General features: G+C 63.4%; 21 protein-coding genes and 3 pseudogenes. 12 read left to right on the top strand and 12 right to left on the bottom strand.

Going from position 1 to position 26124, the window contains the following annotated elements:
• Nucleotides 1–81 precede the first annotated feature (81 nt).
• Nucleotides 82–1044, top strand: coding sequence for a helix-turn-helix domain-containing protein (locus tag BGP85_RS03280; protein WP_103447699.1), 963 nt, complete (start codon nucleotides 82–84; stop codon nucleotides 1042–1044).
• On the opposite strand, the gene BGP85_RS03285 is transcribed toward BGP85_RS03280, so the two are convergent.
• From BGP85_RS03285 to BGP85_RS03295, 3 genes are read right to left on the bottom strand one after another with little or no spacing between them, the layout of a single operon-like run.
• Complete coding sequence (locus tag BGP85_RS03285) at nucleotides 1020–2315, bottom strand: NAD(P)/FAD-dependent oxidoreductase (protein WP_103447698.1); 1296 nt, start codon at nucleotides 2313–2315, stop codon at nucleotides 1020–1022. The genes BGP85_RS03280 and BGP85_RS03285 overlap by 25 nt on opposite strands.
• Before the next feature lie 23 nt (nucleotides 2316–2338).
• Nucleotides 2339–2761 (bottom strand): Rid family hydrolase, encoded by a 423-nt coding sequence (locus tag BGP85_RS03290; protein WP_103447697.1) that lies wholly within the window; start codon nucleotides 2759–2761, stop codon nucleotides 2339–2341.
• A gap of 29 nt (nucleotides 2762–2790) precedes the next feature.
• Nucleotides 2791–3930: a tyramine oxidase subunit B gene (locus tag BGP85_RS03295; RefSeq protein WP_103447696.1), complete on the bottom strand. Its 1140-nt coding sequence runs from the start codon at nucleotides 3928–3930 to the stop codon at nucleotides 2791–2793.
• A 373-nt stretch (nucleotides 3931–4303) separates the two neighbouring features.
• Between BGP85_RS03295 and BGP85_RS03300 the strand changes: the two genes are divergently transcribed.
• Together BGP85_RS03300 and BGP85_RS03305 are read left to right on the top strand one after the other, a co-directional pair.
• Nucleotides 4304–5515, top strand: coding sequence for an MFS transporter (locus BGP85_RS03300; RefSeq protein ID WP_103447695.1), 1212 nt, complete (start codon nucleotides 4304–4306; stop codon nucleotides 5513–5515).
• Nucleotides 5516–5600: 85 nt separating this feature from the next.
• Entirely contained in the window at nucleotides 5601–6545 is a 945-nt protein-coding gene (locus BGP85_RS03305; RefSeq protein ID WP_181004501.1) for a ketopantoate reductase family protein, read from the top strand.
• Here BGP85_RS03305 and BGP85_RS03310 read toward each other — a convergent pair.
• A complete protein-coding gene (locus BGP85_RS03310; protein WP_103447693.1) occupies nucleotides 6512–7138 on the bottom strand; it encodes an NIPSNAP family protein in 627 nt (208 codons plus the stop codon). The two genes, BGP85_RS03305 and BGP85_RS03310, sit on opposite strands and share 34 nt — an antisense overlap.
• A gap of 244 nt (nucleotides 7139–7382) precedes the next feature.
• Between BGP85_RS03310 and feaR the strand changes: the two genes are divergently transcribed.
• Complete coding sequence (gene feaR / locus BGP85_RS03315; protein WP_103447692.1) at nucleotides 7383–8279, top strand: transcriptional regulator FeaR; 897 nt, start codon at nucleotides 7383–7385, stop codon at nucleotides 8277–8279.
• Nucleotides 8280–8309: 30 nt separating this feature from the next.
• Here feaR and BGP85_RS03320 read toward each other — a convergent pair whose 3' ends face one another.
• Entirely contained in the window at nucleotides 8310–9194 is an 885-nt protein-coding gene (locus tag BGP85_RS03320; RefSeq protein WP_103447691.1) for a LysR substrate-binding domain-containing protein, read from the bottom strand.
• Nucleotides 9195–9320: 126 nt separating this feature from the next.
• On the opposite strand from BGP85_RS03320, the gene BGP85_RS03325 reads away from it, so the two are divergent.
• Nucleotides 9321–10076 carry a class II aldolase/adducin family protein gene (locus tag BGP85_RS03325; protein ID WP_103447690.1) on the top strand — a complete coding sequence of 252 codons (756 nt, stop codon included), beginning with the start codon at nucleotides 9321–9323 and terminating at the stop codon, nucleotides 10074–10076.
• A 328-nt stretch (nucleotides 10077–10404) separates the two neighbouring features.
• Here BGP85_RS03325 and BGP85_RS03330 read toward each other — a convergent pair whose 3' ends face one another.
• From BGP85_RS03330 to BGP85_RS03340, 3 genes and pseudogenes are all read right to left on the bottom strand, one after another.
• A complete protein-coding gene (locus BGP85_RS03330) occupies nucleotides 10405–10944 on the bottom strand; it encodes a type 1 glutamine amidotransferase domain-containing protein (protein WP_103447689.1) in 540 nt (179 codons plus the stop codon).
• A 297-nt stretch (nucleotides 10945–11241) separates the two neighbouring features.
• Nucleotides 11242–11529, bottom strand: a pseudogene (locus tag BGP85_RS28820) (SDR family oxidoreductase); the annotation flags it as partial.
• A gap of 166 nt (nucleotides 11530–11695) precedes the next feature.
• Nucleotides 11696–12760 carry an SDR family oxidoreductase gene (locus tag BGP85_RS03340; protein WP_103447687.1) on the bottom strand — a complete coding sequence of 355 codons (1065 nt, stop codon included), beginning with the start codon at nucleotides 12758–12760 and terminating at the stop codon, nucleotides 11696–11698.
• 73 nt (nucleotides 12761–12833) lie between these two features.
• On the opposite strand from BGP85_RS03340, the gene BGP85_RS03345 reads away from it, so the two are divergent.
• Together BGP85_RS03345 and BGP85_RS03350 are read left to right on the top strand one after the other, a co-directional pair.
• Entirely contained in the window at nucleotides 12834–13220 is a 387-nt protein-coding gene (locus BGP85_RS03345) for a MerR family transcriptional regulator (RefSeq protein WP_103447686.1), read from the top strand.
• 322 nt (nucleotides 13221–13542) lie between these two features.
• Nucleotides 13543–15621 (top strand): hybrid sensor histidine kinase/response regulator, encoded by a 2079-nt coding sequence (locus BGP85_RS03350; protein ID WP_103447685.1) that lies wholly within the window; start codon nucleotides 13543–13545, stop codon nucleotides 15619–15621.
• A gap of 89 nt (nucleotides 15622–15710) precedes the next feature.
• Here the strand turns inward: BGP85_RS03350 and BGP85_RS03355 are convergent, their stop codons facing one another.
• A complete protein-coding gene (locus BGP85_RS03355; protein ID WP_103447684.1) occupies nucleotides 15711–16964 on the bottom strand; it encodes an arsenic transporter in 1254 nt (417 codons plus the stop codon).
• Nucleotides 16965–17013: 49 nt separating this feature from the next.
• Nucleotides 17014–17202 (bottom strand): annotated as a pseudogene (locus BGP85_RS03360) (MFS transporter); the annotation flags it as partial.
• A gap of 168 nt (nucleotides 17203–17370) precedes the next feature.
• On the opposite strand from BGP85_RS03360, the gene BGP85_RS03365 reads away from it, so the two are divergent.
• The 3 genes from BGP85_RS03365 (at nucleotide 17371) to BGP85_RS03375 (ending at nucleotide 21472) form a co-directional block, all read left to right on the top strand.
• Nucleotides 17371–18918: an AMP-binding protein gene (locus tag BGP85_RS03365; RefSeq protein WP_103447683.1), complete on the top strand. Its 1548-nt coding sequence runs from the start codon at nucleotides 17371–17373 to the stop codon at nucleotides 18916–18918.
• A gap of 15 nt (nucleotides 18919–18933) precedes the next feature.
• Nucleotides 18934–20097, top strand: coding sequence for an acyl-CoA dehydrogenase family protein (locus BGP85_RS03370; protein ID WP_103447682.1), 1164 nt, complete (start codon nucleotides 18934–18936; stop codon nucleotides 20095–20097).
• Nucleotides 20098–20161: 64 nt separating this feature from the next.
• Nucleotides 20162–21472: an MFS transporter gene (locus BGP85_RS03375; protein ID WP_103447681.1), complete on the top strand. Its 1311-nt coding sequence runs from the start codon at nucleotides 20162–20164 to the stop codon at nucleotides 21470–21472.
• On the opposite strand, the gene BGP85_RS03380 is transcribed toward BGP85_RS03375, so the two are convergent.
• Complete coding sequence (locus BGP85_RS03380) at nucleotides 21457–22419, bottom strand: LysR family transcriptional regulator (protein WP_103447680.1); 963 nt, start codon at nucleotides 22417–22419, stop codon at nucleotides 21457–21459. The two genes, BGP85_RS03375 and BGP85_RS03380, sit on opposite strands and share 16 nt — an antisense overlap.
• 150 nt (nucleotides 22420–22569) lie before the next feature.
• On the opposite strand from BGP85_RS03380, the gene BGP85_RS03385 reads away from it, so the two are divergent.
• Together BGP85_RS03385 and BGP85_RS29785 are read left to right on the top strand one after the other, a co-directional pair.
• On the top strand, nucleotides 22570–23907 hold the full coding sequence (locus BGP85_RS03385; RefSeq protein WP_103447679.1) for a DUF1329 domain-containing protein: 1338 nt from the start codon (nucleotides 22570–22572) through the stop codon (nucleotides 23905–23907).
• A gap of 12 nt (nucleotides 23908–23919) precedes the next feature.
• Nucleotides 23920–24043: pseudogene (locus BGP85_RS29785) on the top strand (YidH family protein); the annotation flags it as partial.
• A 71-nt stretch (nucleotides 24044–24114) separates the two neighbouring features.
• On the opposite strand, the gene BGP85_RS03390 reads toward BGP85_RS29785, so the two are convergent.
• Nucleotides 24115–26073 carry an alkyl/aryl-sulfatase gene (locus BGP85_RS03390; protein ID WP_103447678.1) on the bottom strand — a complete coding sequence of 653 codons (1959 nt, stop codon included), beginning with the start codon at nucleotides 26071–26073 and terminating at the stop codon, nucleotides 24115–24117.
• Between the last annotated feature and the right edge of the window lie 51 nt (nucleotides 26074–26124).

Here is a 26124-nt window from a genome sequence, read left to right on the forward strand (position 1 = left end):
GATGCGTCAATCTGACTCTGCGACCGAATGGCCCATTCCTTGCTTTCGTAGGGCGCATGCAATCGAGGTAACAGTCACGCCATGCACGCCCAACGCCACCGCTTCAACGACGTCAACACCCATGCCAGCGCGATCCTCGGCTGGCAGCAGACCTACGACCAGATCAGCGCCGGCAGTGCACACACCGAGCTCACGCACCTCACTGCTGAGCGCTTCCAGATATTTCGTGAATGCCTGGACAAGCGTGTAGTCCAGCACGGTGCGGCGCCGGCGCGGCGCTTTTGTCTGGCGCTACCCGCCGGGAGCGCGGGTACCGGGGTGTTTCAGGGCAGCAGCGTCGGTAGCGCGGATGTCACGCTTCTTCACAGTGGTCAGGAGTTTTTTGTCCATGCCCCCGAGGGCATGGACCTGCTGGCGGTGAGTGTCGATGCCGATCGTCTGGAACAATTGGCCGAGCGCGAGTTCAGCGCGCAGGAACTGCGGGCATTGAACAGGGCCACTCGGCTGAACGTCAGCCCGGCCTTTCTCGGCGCGATACGCTCGCAGCTGCAGGGGCTGATCGATGCGGCGTTGCGGGGCGAAGCGCTGCTGGAGGCGCAGCTCGAAGACTTGCTGCTGGAGTGCATGCTGGTGCTGCTGGACCAGGTCAGCCAAGGTGGCGCGGGGCGAGGGGGGAATGTTGCGGTTAGCGCCTATCTGGTCCGCCAGGCGCACCAGATGGCCCTGGATTGCCTGGACGAGCCGTTGTCGGTGCTGCAGATCTGCGAGCGCCTGGATGTCAGCCGCAGCACCTTGCAGCGCAGTTTCCTCGGGGTCACCGGCCTGAGCCCGGTCGAGTACCTGCGTGCGGTGCGCCTGAATGCCGTACGGCAACGGCTGCAGTGCACCGCCGCCGAGCAGTTCACCGTTGCCCGCGTGGCCAGCGACCTGGGCTTTACCCACCTTGGGCATTTCTCCGGCGCCTACCGCGCGCTGTTCGGTGAACTGCCTTCACACACCGCTCGCCAGGACAGCGTCGTTCAGGCGAAGCGATCCAGGCGATAGGGGGACGGGTCGACCAGCGGGTGACTGCCATCGATCAGGTCTGCCGCCAGTTGCCCGGCCGCGGGCGAAGTACCGAAGCCGTGGCCGGAGAAACCGGTCGCCAGCACCATCCCCGGCAGTTGCTGAACCGGCCCGATCACCGGCAGTGAGTCAGGTGTCACGTCGATGGTGCCGGCCCACGCCTGCTCGATGCGCGCCTGCTTGAACACCGGCCAGGCGGCCCTGAGGTTGTCCAGCGCCTCCTGGTTCAAGGCTGGGTTGGCGGCAGGGTCCTGGGTGCGGATGCGCTCGAACGGGGACACCGAAGCGGGCGACCAGCGCCGTGCCAGCGCCAGGTCCTTGAAAAAGGGCTTGCCGAACGACACCCGCAACAACCCCCGTTGAGCGCGGAACTGCGGCAGGTAGCGTCGCCCGAGCAAGGCATGATCGAGGGTCAGGTGGGCATCGAGGGCACCTCGTTGCGTGATGATGAAACCACCGTCCATATGCTTGCGGAACGAGAAATCCGGGCCACCTACGGCGATGTCGGTCGGGCCTTCCATAGCGGCCGTGCGCAGCACCGAGCAGTTCAGCGGCAAGGTCGGCAAGGCGACCCCGTGGTTGCCCAGCAGGCGCCGCGACCACAAGCCGCCGGCCAGCAGCACCTGCTCGCAGCGGATCTCGCCGTGCTCGGTCACTACGCCGTCGATGCGCCCGGCGGCGGTGGTCACGCTGCGCACGGCGCAATGCTCGACAATCACCGCGCCACGGGCCATGGCCGCCTGGGCGATGGCACTGCTGGCCAGGGTCGGCTCGGCACGGCCGTCGCTTTCGGTGAAGATGCCACCGGCCCAGATGGCTTGCCCACCTGGCACGCGCTGGGCGATTTCGGCGTTGCTCAGCAGGCGCGAACCGACCGGCAGGCCGTCTACCGACTTCAGCCAGGCCTCGTGCATCGCCATTTGCCCGGGCTCCCGGGCGGCGAACAGGATGCCCGCCTGCCGGTAGCCGACCTCGCGCCCGACCCGGGCGGGCATTTGCGCCCACAACCGGTCCGCAGCCAGGGCCAGGGGCAGGTCCTCGCGGTGGCGGCTGGTCTTGCGCACCCAGCCGAGATTGCGCGATGACTGCTCGCCGGCGATGCGGCCTTTCTCCAGCACCACCACCGGGATGTTGCGCTCGGCGAGGGTCAGGGCAGCGGTCAGGCCGACAATACCGCCGCCGATGATGACCACGGTGGTGGCGCTGGGTGGCGTGTTTGCGCAGTGCACCGGCGCGATGACAGGGGACATGGACGGTTCTCCTCTAAGGCGGGCTAGCGCGACAGGTCGAGCAGCTGGGTGGTGGCGCGCGATGCTCCGCGGTAGGCGGTCACCTCCAGTTCCACCCGGTAGACCGTTGCGCCCAGGGGCGGGCAGGTGACCGTGCTGGCCGGGTCGATGCCGCGAAACACTTCGCCGACGATGGTCATCACGCTGGCGACATCCTCAGGCTTCTGGATGAACACCCGCGAGCAGACCACGTCGGCCAGGGACGCATCCACGGCATGGAGCGCCGCTTCGATGTTGGCGAACACCTGGCGGGTCTGGGCCTCGAGGTCCTCGGGGATTTCGCCGGTCGCCGGGTTGCGCCCGGCGGTGTTGGAAACGAAGATCCAGTCGTCCACGGCCACCAGGCGCGAATAGCTGCCCAGGGTCTCGTACTTCGATCCGGTCTTGAGTTTGGTGATCTGCAGCATGGTATTGTCCTTGGGGTTGGAGGGGTGAATCAGCTCAGGGCCGGGCTTTCCCACAGGTTGAGGCGTACGCCGACTCCGCGCTCCAGCGCCTGGCGGTACACCACCGTGCCCCAGGCCACGTCCTCGACCGGCATGCCGCCCACCGACATGATGATGATCTCCTCGTCGTTGCAACGGCCGGGGGCAACGCCTGCGACGATCTTGCCGATGTCTTCCAGTTGTTCGGCCGGCAGGCTGCCTTCGGCGATCATGTCCATGAAGCGCACGCCCACCAGCGGCACATGGTTGTGCGCAGGCTTGGGCAGCTCCTCGAACCAGGCCTCGTACAGGCCAGTGTTGTCGACCACTTTGCGTACGTCGGCCTGCTCCATGCCGGCGTCGATGCTGCAGCCGGCGGGCATGGCGAGAAACGCGCCGGGCTTGACCCATTCACGCAAGACCCGCGGGTAGGTGGACGGGTCACCGGTTTCGCCAGAGGTGCAGTAGGTCACCAGGTCCGAACCGCGTACCACCTCTTCGATGCTGTCGACCACTTCGATGGTGGTGATCTGCGGGTAGGTGTCGCCTACCCAGCTGATGAAGTCGTCCAGGCTCTTCTGGCCGCGACCCTTGAGCTTGAGCGTGTCGACTTGCGGGCACACGGCCATGAATGCGGCCACGGTGGTCTTGCCCATGACGCCGGGGCCCAGCAGGCCGATCACCCGCGAGTCGCGGCGGGCCAGGTGGCGTGCGCCGACACCCGGGATGGCGCCGGTACGGTAGGCCGACAGCAGGTTGGCCGACATGTGCGCCAACGGGGCGCCGGTGTCCGGGTCATTGAGGGTGAACATCAGGATCGAGCGCGGCAGGCCCTTTTCGCGGTTGGCGATGTTGGAGCCGTACCACTTGACCCCGGCGGTGCAGAAGTCGCCGCCCAGGTAGGCAGGCATCGCCATCATGCGGCGGTCGGCCGTGGGCTTGGGCATGTTGGGGAAGGGCGAGTCCTTGGGAAAGGTGATCATCGCACCGTGGGAGTCGCTGTTCGGCCCGGCCATGCGGTAGTCGCCGTGGTGGAGCAGGACGAACATCTGCTCCATGGTGTTCACGCAGGCCAGCATGTCGGTGACACCGGCGCGGATCATGTCCTGCTCGGACAGGTAGAGAAAGTCGATTTTTGTAGTTGTAGTCATGGCTCATCTCGGGGCGGAGGAAGAGGGCCGGCAGCGAAACTGCTGCCGACGGCGCCGATGTTAGGAACCCGCCCGGGCGCACGGCTATCCCGAATTGGTCAGGAATGGCGGGGCATCTGCAGCCCTGCCTGGCCACGCTGTCTAGCACACGGTTTTGCGCGATTTCAGCGTATTTCTTGCTGTCCTCATGTTGGCAGCCATGACCAAAAGCCCGGCAATGCGGTACATGCCGCCTGTCTTGGTACGTTGCAAACTGTGGCGGTCATAAGGCACCTGGCCAGGCCCTGGAGGACGTCGATAAAGCACGCTGCTGGCGACACGGATGGTCGCGCCATATCGCTGCAACCCAGCACCTTCAATTCAGGATCAATCCATGAGAACAACAACATCCAATCCGATTGACAAAACCTCCGTGTACATCTGCGCCGGCCTGGTTTCCGCCGGCGGGGCGCTGCTGCTCAATGTGCTGCCGGTGCTGTTCGGCGCCCTGGCCGAGCAGTTCGGCTATGGCGAACAGCAACTGGGCAGCCTGGCCATGGCCATGAACCTCGGTTTCGGGGTGCTCGGCCTAGCCTCGCTGCTGTGGATCCAGCGCCTGAGCTGGCGGGTGATTTCCACCTTGTCCTCGCTGCTGGTGGTGGCCGCCCTGGCGGGCATGCTCGGCAACCCCACGTACGAGACACTGATGCTGCTCATGGCCTTGGCCGGGGCCGGCACCGGTGCGCTGTATGCCCTGGCAATGACCATTTTCGGTGACAGCGCGCAACCTGAGCGGGCCTTCGGCTTCAAGCTGGGCATGGAGACCGTGCCTGGCGCGTTGCTGCTGATCGTGCTGCCGGTCGCGGTGGCGCCCCTGTGGGGCTTCCAGGGCATGCTGGTGACGCTGGTCATCAGCATGCTGCTGATGGGCGTGGTCCCGTTGCCATGGGTGCCGAGCCGCAGCGCACGGCAACTGGAGGCGCGTGCTGGCGGGGCACCGGTGGTGTGCCGCCATAGCCGTACCATCGCCTGGCTGAGCCTGCTCGCCAGCCTGGTGTTCCTGACCGGCATCATGTCGGTGTGGGCGTTCCTTGAACTGATGGGCAAGAAGAGCGGCCTGTCTTCGGACACCATCGGCTCGGTGTTGGCGCTGGGCTTCATCATCAATGCGGGCGGCGGCTTCATTGCCTCGTCGGTCGGCCTGAAGGCCGGGCGCTTTCTGCCGGTGGCGGTGATCATCGCGGCCGAGGTGGCGGGCCTGGTGCTGCTGGCACAGTTCGACTCGCTGACCACCTACGTGGCCGGGGTGATGTGCTTCCTGTTCTCGATCAGCTTCGTGCTGGCCTACACCTTCGGCGTGATGGCCGAGTTCGACCTGTCGGGCCGCTTGGTGGCCCTGGGGGCACTGTGCCTGTCGGTCGGCGCGGCGGTGGGGCCGGCGGTCGGTGGCCTGCTGATCGAAGCCTATGGCTACACGGCGGTGCTGCTGTTCTCCGGTGCCTGCTCGATCAGCGTGCTGGCGATCTACGGTGCTGCCGTGTTGCGTTCGCAGCAAGCGGGCAAACGCGAGCCGATGGGCGACGCGGTGACATTGCCGAAGCTCTGATGGCAGCCGCATATCCAGATGAGGCTCGCCGGGGATGACCCGGCGAGCTTTTTTCATGGCGCAGACAACAAGGACGAAACCCAACATGAAGATTGCCGTGATCGGGGCAGGGGCAATGGGCAGCCTGTTTGCCGCCCGGTTGATCGACGCCGGTGCCGAGGTGACCCTGGTGGATGTCGATGAGCGCTTGCTCGACGCCCTGCGTAGCCATGGCCTGCGCCTGGAGGACGAGCAGGGCGTGCGCGTGTACTGGCCTCGGGTGGCACGCGCCGAACAGTTGCAGGGCGAGGTCGATGCCTTGCTGATGTTGACCAAGAGTCATCACACCCGTCAGGCCATCCAGGCGTGCCGGCACCTGCTTGGCCAGAAGACCCTGGTGTTGACGTTGCAGAACGGCTTGGACAGCGTGCCGGCACTGCGCGAGTACGTGACTGACCCTTGCCTGGCAATCGGCATGACCCTCTACCCGGCCGATGTGCTGGCACCCGGCAGCGTACGCAGTTGCGGCGGTGGCGAGGTGCGCTTGCGCGGGCTGTTGCCTGGGCCGGATTACGCCGGGCCGTTGCGGGCACTGATGGATGGCTTGCGCCGGGGGGGCATGTGCTGCATCGAAGACCCGGATATCGAGGTGAGCATCTGGGAAAAGGTCGCCTTCAATACGGCCCTGAACTCGCTGTGTGCCCTCACTGGGGTGAGCGTGGGTGAGCTAGGCTGTTGCGCGCGTGGCCGCGAGGTGGCCTTGGCATTGGTTGCCGAGGCGGCCGAAATTGCTGTGTCGGTGGGCGTGGTGCTGGATCAACAGCGGGTTGTGCAGGCGGTGGAGGAGGCGTTTGTCGTGCACGCCGGGCACAAGCCCTCCATGCTCCAGGACCTGGAGCACGGCAGGCGCATGGAGATCGACGCGCTGTCCGGCGCGTTGCTTGCCCATGCACGGCGCCAGGGCGTACAAGCTCCGGCCATGGCTGCCATCGACCGGTTGTTGCGCCGGGCGGAGCGTCAGCGCAGCGGTGAGAAGGCCGCTGGCAGATAGACCACCGAGTTCATCTTTTGCAGTTGCGGGGCAGAATTCTCCGGTGGCCATACTCCGTCGCCGACGGCGCGGGTGCGCACATCAAGGCGTTGCTCCAGGCTGGCGTAGGGCCAGATGTGCAGGTAGCGTGGCACCCGGCCGTTGGTGGCGTAGAACGCGGCATACACCGGCGAATACTGCTCCCTAGTGCGCGGCCCGACTGCCTTGCGCCAGCCGGCCAGGGTAGGCGCCAGGCCCGAGGTGACCAGGTCGTACTCGCGCAGCTCGTAGAACGGCCCATGCTTGCCCGGTGCCAGCGGCTCGAGGAAGGGGAACAGGCGATAGTCGTCCATGTGCTGCTCAAGCACGAACTCACCAATGCCGAAGGCGTCGCTGGCCAACAGCACGCGCTCGCGTTCGGCCGCCTGGACCTCGACGCTGGCGAAGCGGCGCAGCACGGCAACGGTGTTCTGCGGGCCGATCTCGGACACCCAGCAGCCGATCAGCTCGACCCCTTCGATGGCAGCCTGCAAGGCATCCTGCAGGCGCGGCAGGGCCTGGCCGGGTGTACGCACGCGCAAGGTGAAACGCAGCAGTTCGTAGTGGTTGGACATCAAGCGTACCTCCTGGATAAAAGACGAGGCAAAAACGGTAGGGAACGCTAAAGGGCAGCGGGCCAAGCGCTCAATGACCGGGTGGATCAATGTTGTTGCGTTACACGCAACGAAATCTCGGCCGAAGACCACCAAAGGCAATGTGGCGCGGTATGTGCTTGCGCTTCGTTCACCTGTCCTTTTGTTACCCAAAATCACGTGAATATTGCACTAATATGGCGCGTGCTCCCGATTGAGGTGGTTCATGAACGGTCAAGCGATGTCTGTCTGGAACGAGCGTGTCCACGCGGTATGCGGGCGCTTCGAAACCCGCTACGACCAGTGCCAGAGCCTTTTCATCGGCGATTTGCGTCCCTCGCTGCTGGGCACCACGCAGGTCGCCCACATCCGCAGCAATGCCCATGCGATCGCCCGTTCGGGGCGCGAGGCGGGGCGTGATGGCGACTCACATTGTTTCCTTGTGTTACAGCAGCAAGGGGAAATGTCCATCGAGCTGGGCGACCGAGTGATGGAACTGCGCGAAGGTGACATGGCACTGCTGGATTCGGCGCAGGCCATGAAGATGATCCCCCGCGGGCTGTTCTCCCACGTGTCCATCCACCTGCCCCGTGAGCGCTTGAAGAATCTCGATTCCAGCCGTTTCGGCAAGCTGTCCACCGCTGGCGCCTGCGGGCAGCTGCTGGCGACGATGGTACGGCAGGTGGCCGAAGGCGAACTCGAACAGTGGGCCTGCGCGGAAGACGGTGACGGCCTGCAGGCCGCGCTGGTGGGGCTGCTCGGCTCGGTGCTGGAATACCGGGCGCGTGACAGTTCGCCCGGGCTGCACCTGCACGAAGTGCAGTCGCTGATCCAGCAGCGCCTGGACTCGCCGCGCCTGACGCCGGTCGCCCTGGCCGACGAGCTGGGTATTTCCAGCCGCCAGCTGTATCGCCTGTTCGAAGCCAGTGGCGACAGCGTTTGCCGCTACATCCTGCGCGAGCGGCTGATCAAGGCCGCCCAGGACTTGCGCAACCCTGCCTATGGGCATCGCTCGATCACCGACATCGGCACCCGCTGGGGCTTCGCCGATTCCGCGCATTTCTCCAAGACCTTCAAGAAGCAGCTGGGCATGACGCCGCGTAGCTATCGCAGCCGGCCATGAAAAGCTGCTTCGCAGCGTAATCTGAACAGTCTACGTCGTGTGGGCGAGTGTTTCGATCAGCCAGTCGCTGAACGCCTTGACGATGGGGCGCTGCGCCTTGGCCGGGTGGCAGACCAGAAAATACGAACGGTTTGCCCGCGTGCTGATGTCGAACGGGCTCACCAGCAGGCCACGCCTCAGTGCGTCGCTGCTCAGCAGGTTGTCGCCCATCGCAATGCCTTGGCCTGCCAGGCAGGCGGCCAGTGCACAAGGGGCGTCGGAGAACAGGACGCCGGATGACGCGTCGACTTTGTTGCGGCCCGCTGCCCCCAGCCATATTCGCCAATCCGTGTAGTCGTTCATGTGCAGCAAGGTGAAGTTGGACAGGTCATCGATATGCCGGAGGCCGCCGTTGGCATAGAGCAGCTGAGGGCTCAATACCGGAAAATAATGCAAATCCGTCAGCGGCATTACTTGCAGATTCGGCCAGTCGCCTGTGCCGTAGGCAATGAAGATATCCGCTTCGCTCGCGCTGGTATCGGCCGGTGTGCGTGGCGAGATCAGGTGGAATTGGACCTGAGGATGGAGCGTCATGAAGGCGTTGATGTGCTGGCATAACCAGGCGCTGGCAAAACCGGTGTTGCAACTGACGCACAGGCGCCCCGCGATCTGTTGCCCCTGTTCACCTGCTGCGGCCAGTTGAACGCGCTCAAGGATCTGCTGCACCTCCCGGGCGTATTGCTCGCCTCGAAACGTCAGCCGGATGCCACGGCCAATGCGCTCGGTCAGGGCGAACCCCAGCTGCTCCTCAAGCGTGCCGATGCGGTGACTGACCGCACTCCGTGTGAGGCTGAGTTCGTCAGCTGCACTGGAGATGCTTCCGAGTCGTGCCACGGCATCCAGGGCGCGAAGCGCCGTCATTGATGGGAAGTGCATAGGCCCTGCATCGAGAGTAAGTGAGCAATTGGTGAAACTAACACTACATTATCTGCAAAATTAATTCGATTGTTGCTTGCTTCAATTCACCGATACTGAGTTCCCACCCGTATTGGAGCGAACGACATGACCCCAACCGAGCAAACGCTGCGCGAGGAATTGGCAGCCTGCTACCGGCTAGTCGCGCATTTCCGCATGACCGACTTGATCTTTACCCACATCTCGGTGCGCATACCGGGCCCGGAGCAGCATTTCCTGATCAATCCATACGGGCTGATGTTTGACGAAATCACGGCCTCCAGCCTGGTCAAGATCGACCTGGACGGGGCGCCAGTTGGCGATACGCCTTACGCCGTCAACCCGGCCGGTTTTGTCATCCACAGTGCCATTCACCGTGCACGCCACGATCTTCAATGCGTCCTGCATACTCACACGCGCGCTGGCTGTGCGGTTGCTGCTCTGGAGTGCGGCCTACTCCCCGTGAACCAGATTTCCATGGAGTTCTACGGCAAGGTGGCCTATCACGATTATGAAGGGATTGCCTTGGACCTCGATGAGCAACAACGCCTGGTCGCAGACCTGCAAGACAAGAACGTGATGATCTTGCGCAACCACGGCCTGCTGACTGGCGGGCGCAGTGTGGCCGAAGCGTTCCTCAGGATGTACTACCTGGAAAAAGCCTGTGAGATACAGCTCGCGGCCCAGCAGGCGGGTCCGTTGCTGCTGCCGAACCATGAAATTTGCGCCCATACGGAGCGGCAGTTCAATGAGCCGCTGCGCGAGCTGAAAGAGGGTGAGTTGACAGATCCTGATGCGACTAACCTGGCCTGGAAGGCCCTGCTGCGCATGCTGGACCGTGTTGCGCCCGACTACCGCAACTGAACCGCGATCCTTATGGTTGTGCGTCATTCGGCTCAAGCATCATGCTCACGCATTCAGCGACATTGGGGATGAGATCAACGTTGATCCCCGTGCCGTCGGCCAGTCCATTAGCCAATGAAGTCTGACCCGCAATCAACTCGGTAAGAGACGCTGCGCGCAGCAGGCATCGACGACCCCGATTCCGCTGTCGGCACCTGTGATGAGCGCAATCTTGCCGGCCAGTCGATTATGGCCGGTATACGACTGCTCCCCGCAGTCTGGATAAGGCTCCATCCTGCGTTGTGAGCCTGAAACGTCTTGAGACTGCGAAGGGGGGAGCAGTGAACGCTCAGCCAGCCAGCGCTTTGATCAGTTGTTCATTGAAGGCCGGGATATCGTCCGGCGTGCGGCTGGTAATCAGGTTGCCGTCCACCACCACTTCTTCATCCACCCAATTGCCACCCGCGTTGCGAATGTCGTCCTGCAATGTCTTGTAGCTGGTCATCCGCTTGCCCTTGGCCAGGCCAGTCGACACCAGCAACCAAGCACCGTGGCAGATCACCGCCAGCGACTTGCTTGCAGAGTCATGGCTTTTCACCAGCTTCTGGGCGCCGGGTATCAGCCGAATGGTGTCGGCGTTCTGTACGCCGCCGGGCAGCACGAGGGCGTCGTAGAGATCGAGGTGGGCGCTGTCGAACGTTGCATCCACAGCAAATTCGTCAGCGGGCTTGTCGTGATTCCAGCCACGCACAGTGCCTTCCTTGTCAGCCAGGATGTCGACTACGGCGCCGTACTTTTCCAATGCTTCACGCGGGCCGGTCAATTCGACCTGTTCAAAGCCATCGGTGACCAGGATGGCCACGCGCTTGCCGTTCAGTTTCGCATTCATCGTTGAGTCCCCGTTTTCGATAGACCAAATAGGGAAGGCTGTTGCCCAAGCGCGAAGTTCAAAAGCAATGCTTCAGCGGCGCCTTCGTTGCGCGTGGGTGATGACGAAACCGGCCAGAAAACCGATGACTGCCGCACTTAGCAATAACGGGATCTTGTCCTTGCGGGTCAAACCGCTGTATTCGATCCCTCGCCGCGCAGTCGGCGGCAGGAGATTTTCGTCAGGTTTCAGCTCACTCTGGTCACGGCTTAGCGCCGTGTCGGCACGCACCCGATCAGCCGTCTGCGCGTCGTTACGCACAGCGCTGACTTCCACCCTGGAAAGCTTCAGCGCTGTGCCATCCACCAAAGTCAGCGTCAGGTTCTCTATGTCTCCCGCTGCGCGATCAGGAAAAACCGGTTCGCCTGAAGCGTCCAAGTTGTCGTAAATGAAGCGCTTGCCCTCCAGCCAGCCTACGGCGGTCAGTAATTCGGGACCGAGGTAGTACTTGCCATCGAGAAAGAAGCCTGGAAACTGATGAGCGCGTTCGACGTTCTCCACGCAGTAACGTTCTCCCGCCTTCATGCCTGTTGTTGGATCAATCATGACCACGACCTCCCTATGCCGGTATAGTCATGGAGACTCTTGGGAGCGGCCCTGTTCCAAGGGGCTGACCAGCGGATGGTCCTGGGGTAGAAGCACAGCGGGCGCTCTCTGACGGTCCAGTGTGTAGCCCCGCGCATGATGGAGTTCGACAACTGATAGGGTTGCTTCAATGGCTCAAGTAACCTTTGACGTATTGCACTGTCTTTTCCAAGGTTCGCGCCATGTCGGGATGTGCCAGCTGATACTTCAGTTCCAATTGCCTGCTAAGACTCATATCGAAGCGTTGCGTCTGGATAAAGTTCAATGACTCGGTGCTGATCGCGAATCGGGCCGCCAGTCCGGGAATCGTCAACAGCCATTTCAGTAATCTTATCGCTACATGGCGGCGGGGTGCCTTGATATTCAGCGTTTTCGCTATCTGTTCAAGCATCCCCTGCAAGTTCGGTGTGTGCTCGTAGAGCGCCAGGATCTGCTGGTTGGCCATCGAGGGGTCGAACGCCGCACAAGTCATCATTGTCACCAGGTAATCGACACTGACTAATGGCAACCAGTGCCTGGTGGAACCGGGGATAGCCTTGAACCGGCCTTGTGCCAGATTTCGAATGAGCTCGGTCAGGGGTTGTCCTTCCAGGATGTGCCCACTCTCGCTGTGGCCACACACCGTAGCAGGATGAACGATCGTGTAATCCGCGCCCGCGTCCTGCATGTAACGGATGACCGCAAAATGGGACTCGAGCTTGCTGCCTTCGTAGCCACCTGCATGGCCGTAGACCGTGGGCCAATTGGTGTTTTCAGGGCACTCATGATCAACCCCGATGCTGGCGAGGTGGCCAAGGTTTTGCAGCATGAAGCCGCCCACCATCAGCAACCGGATGCGCTGGCTCGCGGCAAGCCTGGCGACTCTCAACGCCCCTTGCACATTGACCTCGCGGGCGCGCTCCATTGTCAGCCCCCAGGAAAACTCCGCCGCGAGATGGAAGGCCACAGAGGCCGAAGAAACGCGCTGCTGGTCTGCCTCGCTGAGGCCAAGCCCCTCTCTGCTGATATCCCCCTCAACGGCATGGATACATGCAGGGTTGCCGCCCAATCGGCCTACCTGCTCTCTGAGTCGCTGAATGTTTGCAGGGGTGCGCATCAGCACCCAGGTCTTGTGCCCAGTCGCGCTAAGACGGGCCAGTAAATGTTGACCTACAAACCCACTGCCGCCTGTGACGAAGCATTCCACGCTCATGCCTGATTCCTTGTTTGGATGATGGGCACAGGCTAAGGTGTAGAGCCTGCTCTACAGTCAAGGAATTTTTAGTGTGAACATTGGAGAGTTGGAGCGCCGCAGTGGAATTGGCCGCCATGCATTGCGCTATTACGAACAACTCGGGCTTATCGTGGCCCATCGACAGGCCAACAACTATCGCAGCTACAGTGATCAGACCGTTGTTGATCTGGCCTTCATTCAGAGCGCCCAGGGTGTGGGTTTTTCACTCGCCGAGATTGGCGACATCCTTGCAGCCAAGCGGGGTAACACGATCAATTGCGCGCAAGGCGCGGCCTTGGTCGCCAGCAAGATGGCCGAAATCCAGACGAAGATCTCCACCTTGCAAGCCACCTATGTCTTTCTGGAAGCAGAGCGTGCGAAGCTTGAAGCCAGTGCTATAGCCCTTGGACAGACTCTTCCTTACCTTCCTGTACCCTGATCGCTTCCAGCAGTCCTGCGATGCCGAAGATGCTGATCATTGGTTTGAGGTTGCAGGCGAGCAGATGAAGGCTCATCGCGGTACTTACCCGCGGCAGAGTTTCTGGCAGATGGCGATGGCCAGCATCACGCACCTGGCCCTGTACGGTTTGATGATCGTTACATCGCTGATGGCCCGGCTTTGACCTCCGTGCTGATGTCAAAGGGCCGCCTTACTGGAACGCCTTTGGTTGTCAGCGGTCTGATAGAATTGGTGGCCATTTACCAGCAGTTGTTAAAGCAGGTATCAGTCCAGAACGAAACACAACGCAAGAAGGTGTGTAATGGACACGAAAGGCACTCACGCAACTGAGCGAGAGAGTGGCGATGAACCTCAAATACTACCGGTGGATGCTTGCGAACGTCTTCAGCTGGCGCTGGAAGCAGGGGCTATCGTGGGCACATGGGTGTGGGACATTTCAAAGAACTGTGTGACGGCTGACGAGCGCTTTGCCCGTACGTTCGACTTGTCACCGGCACGATGCGCGCGCGGTATCCCCATTGAAGAGGCATTCACTTCGATCCATCCAGAGGATCGTGTCCACTTGGCTGAGGCCATTGACGATGCCATGGTTCGCGGGGGCGCGTTCCGGTGCGAATACCGAGTCAAGCGGCCTGATGAAGGCTACTGCTGGATCGAGGCCAATGGCCGTGCCCAGCACGATGATAATGGGATCGCAGTCAGATTCCCGGGAGTGCTGATTGATATTGAATCGCGCAAGGCGGCGGAAGCTGAGCGCGATCGCGCATCGGCGTTGCTCCGCGCATTCACCACCGCTGTTCCTGGAGTGGTGTATGCCAAAGACCGTGATGGCAGGCTGCTGATCGCCAATGATGGTGCCACACGGTTGATCGGTAAGTCACCGGAGTTCTATCTGGGCAAGACCGACTTGGAAATACTCGAGGACAAGGCGCAGGCGCTCAAGGTGATGGAGACAGACCGACGCATAATGCACAGCGCCATGGCGGAGCAGATCGAGGAGCGAGTGGACATGCCGGATGGCTCGGAAGCGATCTGGCTATCCGTAAAGGCCCCGATGTTCAATGCTGCAGGCGAGGTGATTGGGCTGATTGGCTCATCTATTGATGTGACGGCAAGGAAGAATGCCGAGGCCGCATTGTTGGAACTGAACCAGAACCTGGAGGCGAAGGTCGCAGAGGCCATTGCCGAACGGGAGGCTGCACAGGCGGCCCTTTACCAGTTGCAGAAGATGGAAGTGGTGGGGCAATTGACCGGAGGAATTGCTCATGACTTCAACAACTTGCTTGCAGGGATCGTCGGGAGTCTGGACCTGATCAAGGTCCGCTTGAGTAAAGGCCGCACGACCGATCTTGAACGATATCTCTCGGTGGCCTATGGCGCAGCCCAACGGGCCGCGGCACTCACTCATCGTTTGCTTGCCTTCTCACGTCGCCAGACGCTGTTGCCTCAAGTCACCCATGTGAACAGGCTGATTGGGGGCATGGAAGAACTGATCTGCCGCACTGTCGGGCCTTTGATACGTCTGCAAGTGGATCTCTCTGCAACGAGTGATTTGTGCTTGGTCGACCCAGGCCAGATGGAAAATGCTTTGTTGAATTTGTGCGTCAATGCAAGGGATGCCTTACCCGCGGGCGGAACCATCGCTATTGAGACGTCGAATGTGACGCTGGTGGAAGGGAGCGGGCTGGATCCGGACTTAAAGCCCGGAACTTTCCTGAGCATCCGTGTGGTCGACGATGGCATCGGGATGAGCGAGGAAACTCTGGCCAAGGCATGTGAGCCGTTTTTTACCACCAAGCCAACAGGTGCATGCACGGGCCTCGGGCTTTCGATGATCTATGGGTTTGCCAAGCAATCCAATGGACAGATGAAAATTGAATCGGCGTTGGGCAAAGGAACAAGGGTGTACCTACAGCTGCCAAACTGTGCCGAGCCGATGAAGGCGCCACCGGCCAACGCAATCACGAGTGCGGTGCCGCACGTTTGTGAGGGAGAAACGGTTCTGGTCGTCGATGATGAACCGTCCGTTCGAATGTTCGTCAGTGAAGTCCTTGGCAGCCTTGGCTATGTTGTTGTCGAAGCTGCCGACTCCCAGGTAGGTCTCCAGTTGCTGTGCTCGGACACGCGTGTGGATCTGCTCGTCACCGATATCGGCCTGCCGGGAGGGCTCGATGGCCGGGAGATGGCCGAAAAGGCCCGTCTGAGGAGGCCCGGATTACCTGTCCTGTTCATGACGGGGTACGTGGAACCGCAGATTCTGAAAGAATATCCACCTGGGCCAGCGATGGCTGTGATTACCAAACCTTTCAGTCTGGATACGTTCAGGGTGAGTCTATACGCGATCTTGCAGGAGGCTCTGACGATGGCGAAAGCGCCATGATTACCCAAGGAGCTCCTGAGCAAGGTCAGGGTTGGTCACCGACATCGCGGTATCTCAACCTTGAGTACAGAATGCTGAAGCGAGCTGATTCACACCCTCAGCGCCAGTAGCGCAGCCGCCAGGGCGGGAGGCATTACCAGCAGGCCCAGGCGCAAGAATTGCCAGGCACTGACATGCTCGCCTTCGCGACGGATTGCCACCAGCCAGAGCAGGGTCGCCAGTGATCCGGTGATCGACAGGTTCGGCCCCAGGTCTACGCCGATCAGCAGCGCAGCGGTCGCTTGTTGCGGCAGTTGCACCAGCGAGCCCATGGACCCGGCTATCAGCCCGGTCGGCAAGTTGTTCATCAGGTTACTGGCTACTGCGACACCCACACCCGCAGCCCAGCTGGAGCTGCTCGGCGAGTCCTCGGCCAGTGTTGCCAGCGCTTGGGCAAGACGCACGATCACGCCGGTTTGAGCGACCGCTTCGACCAGAACGAACAAACCCGCCACCAGTGGCAGGACGGCCCAGGCGACATGGCGCAACACTGGCACCGGGCTGCGCCGCTGGCGCAGGTGAACCAGTGCCGTGGTCGCCACGCCAGCGCAGAAGGTGGGCGGGCCCAGCGCCTGGTCCAGTGCCGATGCGCCCAACAACAAGGCTGCGGTAAAACCGATGCCCACTGCGCTCAGGCGTGCGCCAGCGGTCAGTGGCTGGGTATCTACGGTCAAGGCCAGCGGCTGGCTGATCTGCCGGCGCTGGGCCAGGCGCAGTGCCAGGTAGGTGAGGGCGATTGCCGCCAACGCCGGCACGCTGAACTGCCTCAGCCAGTCCAGCAGCGGTGGCATCTGGCTGCCGAACACCACCAGGTTGGCCGGGTTGGAGATCGGCAACACGAAACTGGCGGCGTTGGCGATGAAGGCACAGATGAACAGGTACGGTAACGGTTCGGCCCGGGCGGCCTTGCACGCGGCATACACCGCCGGGGTCAACACCACTGCCGTGGCGTCGTTGGACAGGAACACGGTAACCAGCGTGCCCACCAGGAACACCAGGTCGAACAGTCGTTGCCCGGAGCCCCGCGCATGGTGCACCGCATAACGGGCCAGCCAGTCGAACAGGCCTTCCTGGCGAGCCAGCTCGGCCAGCACCATCATGCCGATCAGAAACAGGTAGACGTCACTGCCTTTGGCTACGGCGGCCAGCGCGTTGCCAGGGGTGATCAGCCCCATACCGGCCAACAGCAACGCGCCGCCCATGGCCCAGACGTATTCGGGGATGCGCCAGGGGCGCAGGATGACGCCGCAGGTGGCCAAGGCGGCCACCGTCCAGATGATCGATGCGTTGTCGCTCAAAGGCATGCTGGGTCAGTTTCCGGAAGGTGCAGAGGAGGGCGAAGGCGAGGTGCCCGGATTGGTTTCGGGCAGCGCCTGGGCCGAAAACTGCCGTCAACGCGCCAAGGCTGACATTGAAGCGGCCGCTGCCTTCGGTCAAGTCCTTGCCCAAAATCGGGAACAGCTCGCCGAAGAGGCCTGCGCCGATGCCGTCGAGCAGTTGCACCGCGACCAACCAGAACGGGTTGTCGGAGACCACGTAAAGCCGCGTTACGATCTGGCGGTTCACTTTCAGCCAGCCAAACATGCGCTACCACCTCCGGGCATCACGCCAGCCAATAAAGTTATGGCCCACATCTGAATCTTGTATTTCATCTGCACGCGCACAGCTGATTAGCATCGTCGATGTCTTCCTGTCGACGAGAACAATAACGTGAACCTTGGAACGATCATTACCCGAAGTGCCCGCTACTGGCCGGACCACATCGCCGTGGCGGACAGCCAGACACGCCTCACATACACCCAGCTGGAACGCCGCAGCAACCGCCTGGCCTCTGCGCTGGGGACCCTGGGCGTGGGCGTCGGCGAGCATGTGGCGATTCTCGCCGCCAACCGCGTGGAGCTGGTCGAAGCGGAAGTGGCGCTGTACAAGGCGGCGATGGTCAAGGTGCCGATCAATGCGCGGCTGTCAGTGGATGAAGTGGTGCAGGTGCTGGAAGACTCCTGCAGCGTTGCACTGATCACCGACGCCAGTTTTGCCCAGGCGCTGGCAACGCGACGTACGGAGTTGCCGCTGCTGCGTCAGCTGATCGTGCTGGAAGACGAGGGCGGTGACCTGAGTTATGCCGCGCTGCTCCAGCGCGGCAGTGAGGCACCGCTGGCCCTGGACCCGGCCGACGATGCGCTGGCCGTGCTGCATTACACCTCCGGCAGCTCCGGCGTGCTCAAGGCTGCGATGCTGTCGTTCGGCAACCGCAAGGCGCTGGTGCGCAAGAGCATTGCCAGCCCCACACGGCGCTCCGGGCCGGGCGACGTCATGGCCCACGTAGGGCCCATCACCCATGCCAGCGGCATGCAGATCATGCCGCTGCTGGCGGTGGGCGCATGCAACCTGCTGCTCAACCGTTATGACGACCGTCTGTTGCTGGAGACCATCCAGCGCGAACGGGTGACGCGGCTGTTTCTGGTGCCGGCGATGATCAACCGTCTGGTCAATTACCCCGGCGTCGAACGCTTCGACCTGTCCAGCCTGAAGCTGGTCATGTACGGCGCCGCGCCCATGGCGCCGGCCTTGGTGAAAAAGGCCATCGAACTGTTTGGGCCGATTCTCGCGCAAGGCTATGGCGCCGGTGAAACCTGTTCGCTGGTTACCGTGCTGACTGAGCAGGACCACTTGGTGGAAGACGGCGATTATCAGCGCCTGGCCTCCTGCGGGCGCTGCTACTTCGAGACCGACCTGCGGGTGGTCAACGAGGCGTTCGAGGATGTGGCCCCGGGTGAAGTCGGCGAGATCGTGGTCAAGGGCCCGGACGTGATGCAGGGCTACTGGCGCGCCCCGGCGCTCACCGCCGAAGTGATGCGTGACGGCTACTACCTCACCGGCGACCTGGCGACGGTCGATGCCCAGGGTTACGTGTTCATCGTCGATCGCAAGAAAGAAATGATCATCTCCGGCGGGTTCAACGTGTACCCCAGCGAAGTGGAACAGGTGATCTACGGCTTCCCCGAAGTATTCGAGGCGGCGGTGGTCGGCGTGCCCGACGCGCAGTGGGGCGAAGCGGTGCACGCGGTGGTAGTGCTCAAGCCGGGGGCGCAACTGGAGGCCGCCGAGCTGATCGAGCGCTGCGGCCTTGCGCTGGCCGGTTTCAAGAAGCCGCGCGGCGTCGACTTTGTCAGCGAACTGCCGAAAAACCCCAATGGCAAGGTGGTGCGCCGCCTGGTCCGGGACACCTACTGGCAACACAGCGAACGTCGTATCTGACCAGGGAGCATCACCATGTATCAACCCAGTGCAAAGGCTGCGCAGATTATCGAAGCGATCGAGGGTTTCGTCCGCGATCAGGTACGCCCGCTGGAGGAGCAGGCACAGCTGGACTGGGCGCGCCCGCATCCCCAGTCGGTGTTGCGGCAGGTATGGAAACTTTCCAGTGAGCAGGGCCTGTACACCGTCATGCTGCCCGAAAGCATGGGCGGGGCCGGCCTGAACGTGGCCGACCTGTGCGCGGTCAAGGAGGCCACGGTGCTGACAGGCTCCATGCTCGCGTCGCACGTGTTGGGCGAGCTGTCGGGGCCGCCGCGGGTCGGCCACCTGTTCAAGGTGGCCAGCCCCTACCAGGTCGAGACCTTTCTCAAGCCAGTGTGCCGTGCTGAAAAGGCCGTGTGCTTTGCCCTGACCGAAGCCGAGGCCGGCTCCGATGCCACCGCCATTACCACCCAGGCGCGCCGCGACGGCGACCATTATGTGCTCAGTGGCAGCAAGCGTTACATCTCCGGTGCCACCTACGCCGACCTCGCGGTGCTGCTGGCGGTGACCGGGCCGGGGAAGGGCGCCCAGGGTATTTCGGCGTTCTTCGTCGACCTCAACGCCCCGGGTGTGCGAGTCGACAGCGATTACTCGGTGATGTCCGGTGGCGGTGCCCATGGCGACATCGTGCTAGACCAGGTGCGCGTGCCGGCGGCCAACCTGATCGGTGAAGAGGGGCAGGGGTTCAAACTGGCCATGGGGCGCATCACCCTGAACCGCTTGCTGCATTGCCCGACGCTGCTGGGGATGGCCGGCCTGGCGCTGAACCTGTCGATCGAGCATGCGCGCAGCCGCAAGCAGTTCGGCCAGCCGATCGCCATGTTCCAGGCGGTCAACCACATGATCGCCGACATGGCCACCGAGCTGCACGCTGCGCGCAGCATGGTCTACGCCACAGCCCAGGTGAACGACGCCGGGGGCGATATCCGCACCCAGGCGCCGATGTGCAAGCTGTTCGTCTCCGAGGCTGCCTTCCGCATCGCCGACAAGGCGGTGCAGGTGCACGGCGGCGCCGGGCTGATGCAGGGCAATCCGGTGGAGTGGATTTTCCGCGCCACGCGGATGATGCGTATCCTCACCGGCACCAGCGAGATCCAGCGCAACACCATCGCCAAAGGCGTGCTGATGCCTGCCTGAGTGACGGGCCGCCCTTGCGGCGGCCTTTTTGCTACACCCCACAACAATAACAAGAGTACTCGCCATGACTGCGGATTCTTCTCTGCCTGACTCCCGTACCGCCTGGCTGGTGGCGGCGCTGCTGGCCCTGCTGATGCTGGTCAACTTTCTCGACAAGGTGGTGATCGGGCTGGTAGCGGTACCGATGAGCGCCGAACTGGGCCTGACGGCCACCGAGTTCGGCCTGATCGGCGGCGCCCTGCACTGGTTCTTCGCCATCTCCGCCGTGGTCGGTGGCTTCATGGCCAACCGGCGCCCCACCCGCACCTTGCTGCTGGGCATGGGCTTGTTCTGGGCGCTGATCCAGCTGCCAATGCTGTTTGCCACCTCACTGTGGGCCATCGTCGCCTGCCGGGTGCTGCTGGGCATCGGTGAGGGGCCGGCATCGCCGGTGGCCACCCATGCACTTTACAAGTGGTTCCCTAACGACCGGCGCAACCTGCCAGTGGCCCTGCTGCATGCCGGCAGTGCCATGGGCCTGCTGGTGGCGGGGGCGATGATTCCCTGGGTCAGCCTGCATTACGGCTGGCGCACCAATTTCATCATCCTTGCCCTGATCGGCCTGGTCTGGTGCCTGTTGTGGTGGCGGCTGGGCCAGGAGGGCAGCCTCGAGCGCCTGCGCGCCAGCCAGCTCAAGGCCGATGAATCGGCTATCCCCTATCGCAGGCTGCTGGGCGACCCCAGCGTGCTTGGCAACTACCTGTGCCACTTTGCCGCCAACTGGTCGCTGGCCCTGACCCTGACCTGGGTACCCAGTTACCTGCAGGTGGGCCTGGGTATCGACCCGCTGCTGACCGGGCGCATCTTCATCATGTTCGTGGTCGTGACCACGCCGCTGAGCTTGCTGCTGGCCTGGTTCTCCCAGCGCCTGATGCGTCGCGGCGTGCCGTCACGGGCGGCACGCGGCGTGTTCGTTTCGGTGTGCTTGATACTGGGCGGGCTGTTGTCGGCGTCGCTGATGCTGCCTGGCCTGAGCACGGCCGCAAGGGTCGCCGCACTGACTCTCAGTGGTGGCCTGGCGTTGGTCATGTATTCCGTGGGCCCGGCAATGCTTGCCGAGTTCACCCCAGCGGCCCAGCGCGGGGGCATCCTCGCCATGGGCAACGGCATCGCCTCGTTGGCCGGGCTGGCAGCGCCGGTGGTGACCGGCTTGCTGGTACAAGGTGCGGGTAGCGAACACCCGGCGGGGTATGCCCAGGGCTTCCTGGTATGCGGCGCGGTGCTGGTGGTGGCGGGGCTGGTGGGCCTGGCCACCATGAACCCGCAGCGCACCCAGCAGCGCCTTCGCGAGTCGGCTGCCGCTGGCGGGCAGGCGCGCGCTCAGACCGCCAGTTGAACGCCGAGCACGGACTCCAGCGGCTCGGCCTCTTTGCCGATCAGTTCGCCCCGCCAGCGGCCGCTGTTGACCAGGTCGATCAGCACGCTGCGCACCAGGTCGCGCAGACAACCGGCGGCGAACGACAGGGGTTTGTGCTGGGAGTGCGCCAAGGCGATGGTGCGGCTGATGCGCGGTTCGACGATGCGCCGCGCCGCCGTGGGCTCGAGCAATACGCTCAGCGGCGGCCAATTGCTGATGGTCGCCGCCAGGCCGGCGCGCACCAGGCTGGCGATGCCGGGCGCAGATTGTTGCTCGTAGGCGGCGGCCAGCGGTACGGCTGCTTCCATGGCGGCTTGCTCGATGCGTCGGCGCAGGTGCAGCGTTCTGGGCGGCAGCACCAGCCGGGTGGCGGCGGCTTCGGCGAGGGTGATGGTATCGGGGGTGCCAGGGGCTGATGCGCCGACCCAGTACAGCGCCTCGGTGAAGATCGGCTCGGCCTCGACATGCTCGAGTTCCTCGGCATTGGGCACCACACCGAAGTCCACCTTGCCCAGCTCGATGGCCTGGCCGCCTTCACGGCTGAGGCCATCCCAGACGGTCAAAGTCACGCCGGGGAAGCGCTGTTCGGCGCGCCTGACGATTTCTGGCAGCAGCAGGTCGGCGGCGGTGGCCGGGATTGAAATGGCCACGTGGCCCTTGGGGTCGCCGCGGCTGGATTTCAGCTCATCCTTCACCGAGTCGAGTTTCTGCACCACCTGCCGGGCGACTTCATAGAGCTGGCGCCCGGCATCGGTCAGGGCAATGCCATCGTGCTGGCGGTCGAGCAGCTGCATCTCCAGCTCACTTTCCAGCAGGCTGATCTGCCGGCTCAACGCCGGCTGGGCAATGTAGGCGCGACGTGAAGCCGAAGAGAAGCTGCCGGCTTCGACGATGGCGATCAGGTAGCGGAGCTGTTTCAGGGTCATCGGAGCGGTTCCAAGGGTATGCCGAACTGATATGGCATGTATCCGAACACGTTATTTGTGGGGTTCGAAGCGCGGCTCCTAGTATCACCCCGAAAGGGCGTGCCAAGGCAAGCCCGGACGGGACAACACAACAACAAGAGGCCAAGCCCGATGAAACCATTCGCCCTGCTGCGCAGCTTCCTGTTCGTCAACGCCAGCCTGCTGAGCCTTTACGTGGGGGCCACGCCACTGCCTGCAGACCTGACACCGGTGGGGGCCGAACGCGGGCCCAGCAGCGACGGTCGCATTCCGGCCTGGACCGGCGGCCTGCAAGCAGGGCAAGTGTCGCTGGCGGTCAACGGCACGCCCCTGGACCCGTACGCCGATGAGCAGCCGCTGTATGTGATCACCGCCAACAATTACACCCAGTACCGGGAGCAACTCACGGCGGGGCAGGTGGCCTTGATGCAGCGTTACCCCAAGTCGTTCCGCCTTCCGGTGTATCCCTCGCACCGCAGTGTCGCGGTGCCGCCAGCCGTGAGCGAGTGGGCCCTGCACAATGCGGCCAATGCCCGGCTGGTCAATGACGGCAACGGCGTGGAGGGCTTTGCCGGCGTAGTGGCGTTCCCCAGGCCCGAGAATGGCCTGCAGGTGCTGTGGAACCACCTCACCCGGCCGCGCAACGGCAGTTACAGCCTGGCCTCGGACAGCGTCACCCCGCGTGGCGATGGCCGCTTCGCGACGATGAGCCTGCAACAGAACTTCGCCCGCCCCGATGTATTGGAAGGTGGCCAGGCGGGCAACGTGCTGTATTACCTGAGTTACCGCATGACCGCGCCGTCGCGCCTGGCGGGCGATGCAGTGGTGCTGCACGAAACCCTCGATCAGGTGGCCCAGCCGCGCCTCTCGTGGTTGTACAGCAGCAGCCAGCGGCGGGTGCGGCGCGCCCCGGCGCTGGCCTACGACAGCATCACCCCCGGTACGGCCGGCCTGCGCACCGCCGACAGCCGCGACATGTTCAACGGCGCACCGGACCTCTACCAGTGGACCCTGGTGGGCAAGAAGGTCCTGCACGTGCCGTATAACAGCTATCGCCTGGCTTCGCCCCTGCTCGGTTATGCCGCGCTGGTCGGGCCGGGCCATGTCAACCCTCAACCCACCCGCTACGAGCTGCACCGGGTGTGGGAAGTGGTGGGGACCCTCAAGCCTGGGGCGAAGCATCTGTATGCCAGCCGGCGCTATTACCTGGACGAGGACAGCTGGGCCATCCTCGAGGCGGACTTCTTCGACCATGAGGGTCAGGTGTGGCGCACCGCCCAAGCCCACAGCTACTACCACGTCACCGGGCAGGCGCTGGTCAACGCCATGGAGACGATCTACGACTTGCGCAGTGGCCGCTACCAGCTGTCTGGTCTGACCAACGAGCAGCCAAGGCCTTACGCCTTCGACGTGCGCACCAGCGCTTCCTTCTTCTCCCCCGGCGCACTGCGCAGCCAAGGGCTGCGTTGACACAGGGCTACCATGAATTCCGATCACCGCCATACCCCTTGGGAACGCTGGTTGATTGGGGCAGGGCAAGGCGCCCGACCCGCGTTTTACCCCGGCCAATGAGCGCACCTTTCTTGTCTGGATCCGCCGCTCTGTGCCTTCGGGGTGGCGGGCCTGGTGCTCAGCGTGTGGTTGCGCCGCTCGCTTCAGGGCGGCGCTGTTGGTGATTCAGGGTGTGACGATATTGAAGCGCCCGTCCGGCTCGTCCAGCCCTGCCATGAAACGCATGAACTTCATGCGCTCGCCACTGATGTCGATATCACCCACGGTCGCTTCCTTGAGAAAGCCGGTCTGCTTCAGGGCGATGCGGTCCAGGGTAGCCTTGCTCATTTTCACCTCGACATCCGCCTGCCCGTGGCGGGTGTGGTCGCGGTGGGTGAGCACACCGTTGCGCAGGGTCAGGGCGTAGTCTTCGTTCAGGTCGGTGAAGCGCCAGTTGATGGTCAGGTCCTGCTCGGCGGCCTTGGCGGCATCCACGCGTACGCCCAGGTAATCGAGGAACAGCGTCGGGGTCAGGGCGCGTACCAGGTCGTCCGCGCTGCCGCCTTTGCTGGCGGCAGGCGCCACACCACTGCGCAGCTCTTGCGCACCCGTCAGGTAGGCGTTGCGCCAGGTGGCGTTCTCGCTCTGATAGCCCAGTTGCTCCAGGGCGTCGGCCTGCAGCTCGCGCGCTGCCCTGTTGTCGGGCTGGGCGAACACCAGGTGCCGGGTGAGCTCGGCAACCCAGCGGTAATCACCGCTGGCGTAGGCCTCACGGGCCAGGGTCAGCACCCGCTCGGCGCCGCCCAGGGCCTTGACGTAATGCGCACCGGCCTCGCTCGGTGGCAAAGGGTTTAGGGTTGCGGGGTTGCCGTCGTAAAAGCCCATGTAGCGCTGATACACCGCCCGCACGTTGTGGCTGAGCGAGCCGTAGTAGTCGCGGCTGTACCATTTGCTGGCCAGCCGTGGCGGCAAGGTGGTCAGCTCGGCGGCGATCTCGGTGGGGCCAAGGCCGCGGTTGATCAGGCGCAGGGTCTGGCTGTCGATGAAGGCGTACATGTCGCGCTGATCGGCCAGGTAGTCGCGGATCGCCGCGCCTCCCCAGGTCGGCCAGTGGTGCTGGGCAAACACCACTTCGGCCTGCTCGCCATAGCGCAACAGCGACTGGTCGAGGTAGTGCGCCCACACTTTGGCATCGCGCACCTGGGCACCGCGCAGGGTCAGCACGTTGTGCTGCACGTGGGAGGCGTTCTCGGCCATGCACAGGGCCTTGAACTGGGGGAACCACAGGTTCATTTCAGCGGGCGCTTCGGTGCCAGGTGTGAGCTGGAACTCGATGTCGACACCGTCGATGCGCAGGGTCTCGAAGGGCTGTTCGATCAGCCGGGTCGGGGCGATCAGGCTGACCGTGGCATTGGCCGGCACACCCTTGCCCAGGCCGGCATCCACCTGGCCGCGTGGCCCGCGTGGCAGTGGCGCGCCGTACATGTACTGAGCCCGGCGCTTCATTGCCGGCCCGGCCAGCACGTTTTCGCTGACGGCATGTTCGAAGAAACCCTGCGGGGCGATGACCTGCACCTTGCCGGCCTTGACGTCGGCCTCGTCGATCACCCCACGCACTCCCCCGAAATGATCGACGTGCGGGTGGGTATAGATCACCGCCACCACCGGCCGCTGCGGGCGATGGCGCAAGTACATGGCCAACCCGGCCCTGGCGGTTTCTACCGACAGCAGCGGGTCCATCACGATCAGGCCGTGCTCGCCTTCGATCAGGGTCATGTTGGCCAGGTCCAGGCCGCGCACCTGGTAGATGCCTTCGCTGACCTTGAACAACCCGGCAAGGGTGTTGAGCTGGGCGACGCGCCACAGGCTCGGGTTGACCGTGGCCGGCGCCTCGCCTTTCAGGAAGGCATAGCGCTGCAGGTCCCAGACGGTTTTGCCGTCGGCATTGACCACGGGCTGGTCGACGGCTTCGAGCAGCCCGCGGCGGGCATTGTCGAAGTCGCTGCGGTCGTCGAAGGGCAGGCGCTGCAACCATTGCTGATTGCTCTGGCGGGTGAGGTCGCTAGCGTCCTTGGCCGGCCCGTCGGCCAGCGCCGCGTAGGGCAGGGCCAAGGCCAGCAGGCAGGGCAGTGTGCGTAGGCGCATGGGGTGGTCCTTGTTGTTCTGAGGGCGAACACTCTAAGGACAGATCTCGCT

It is taken from the genome of Pseudomonas putida (assembly GCF_002906855.1).
Classification (GTDB): Bacteria; Pseudomonadota; Gammaproteobacteria; order Pseudomonadales; family Pseudomonadaceae; genus Aquipseudomonas; species Aquipseudomonas putida_N.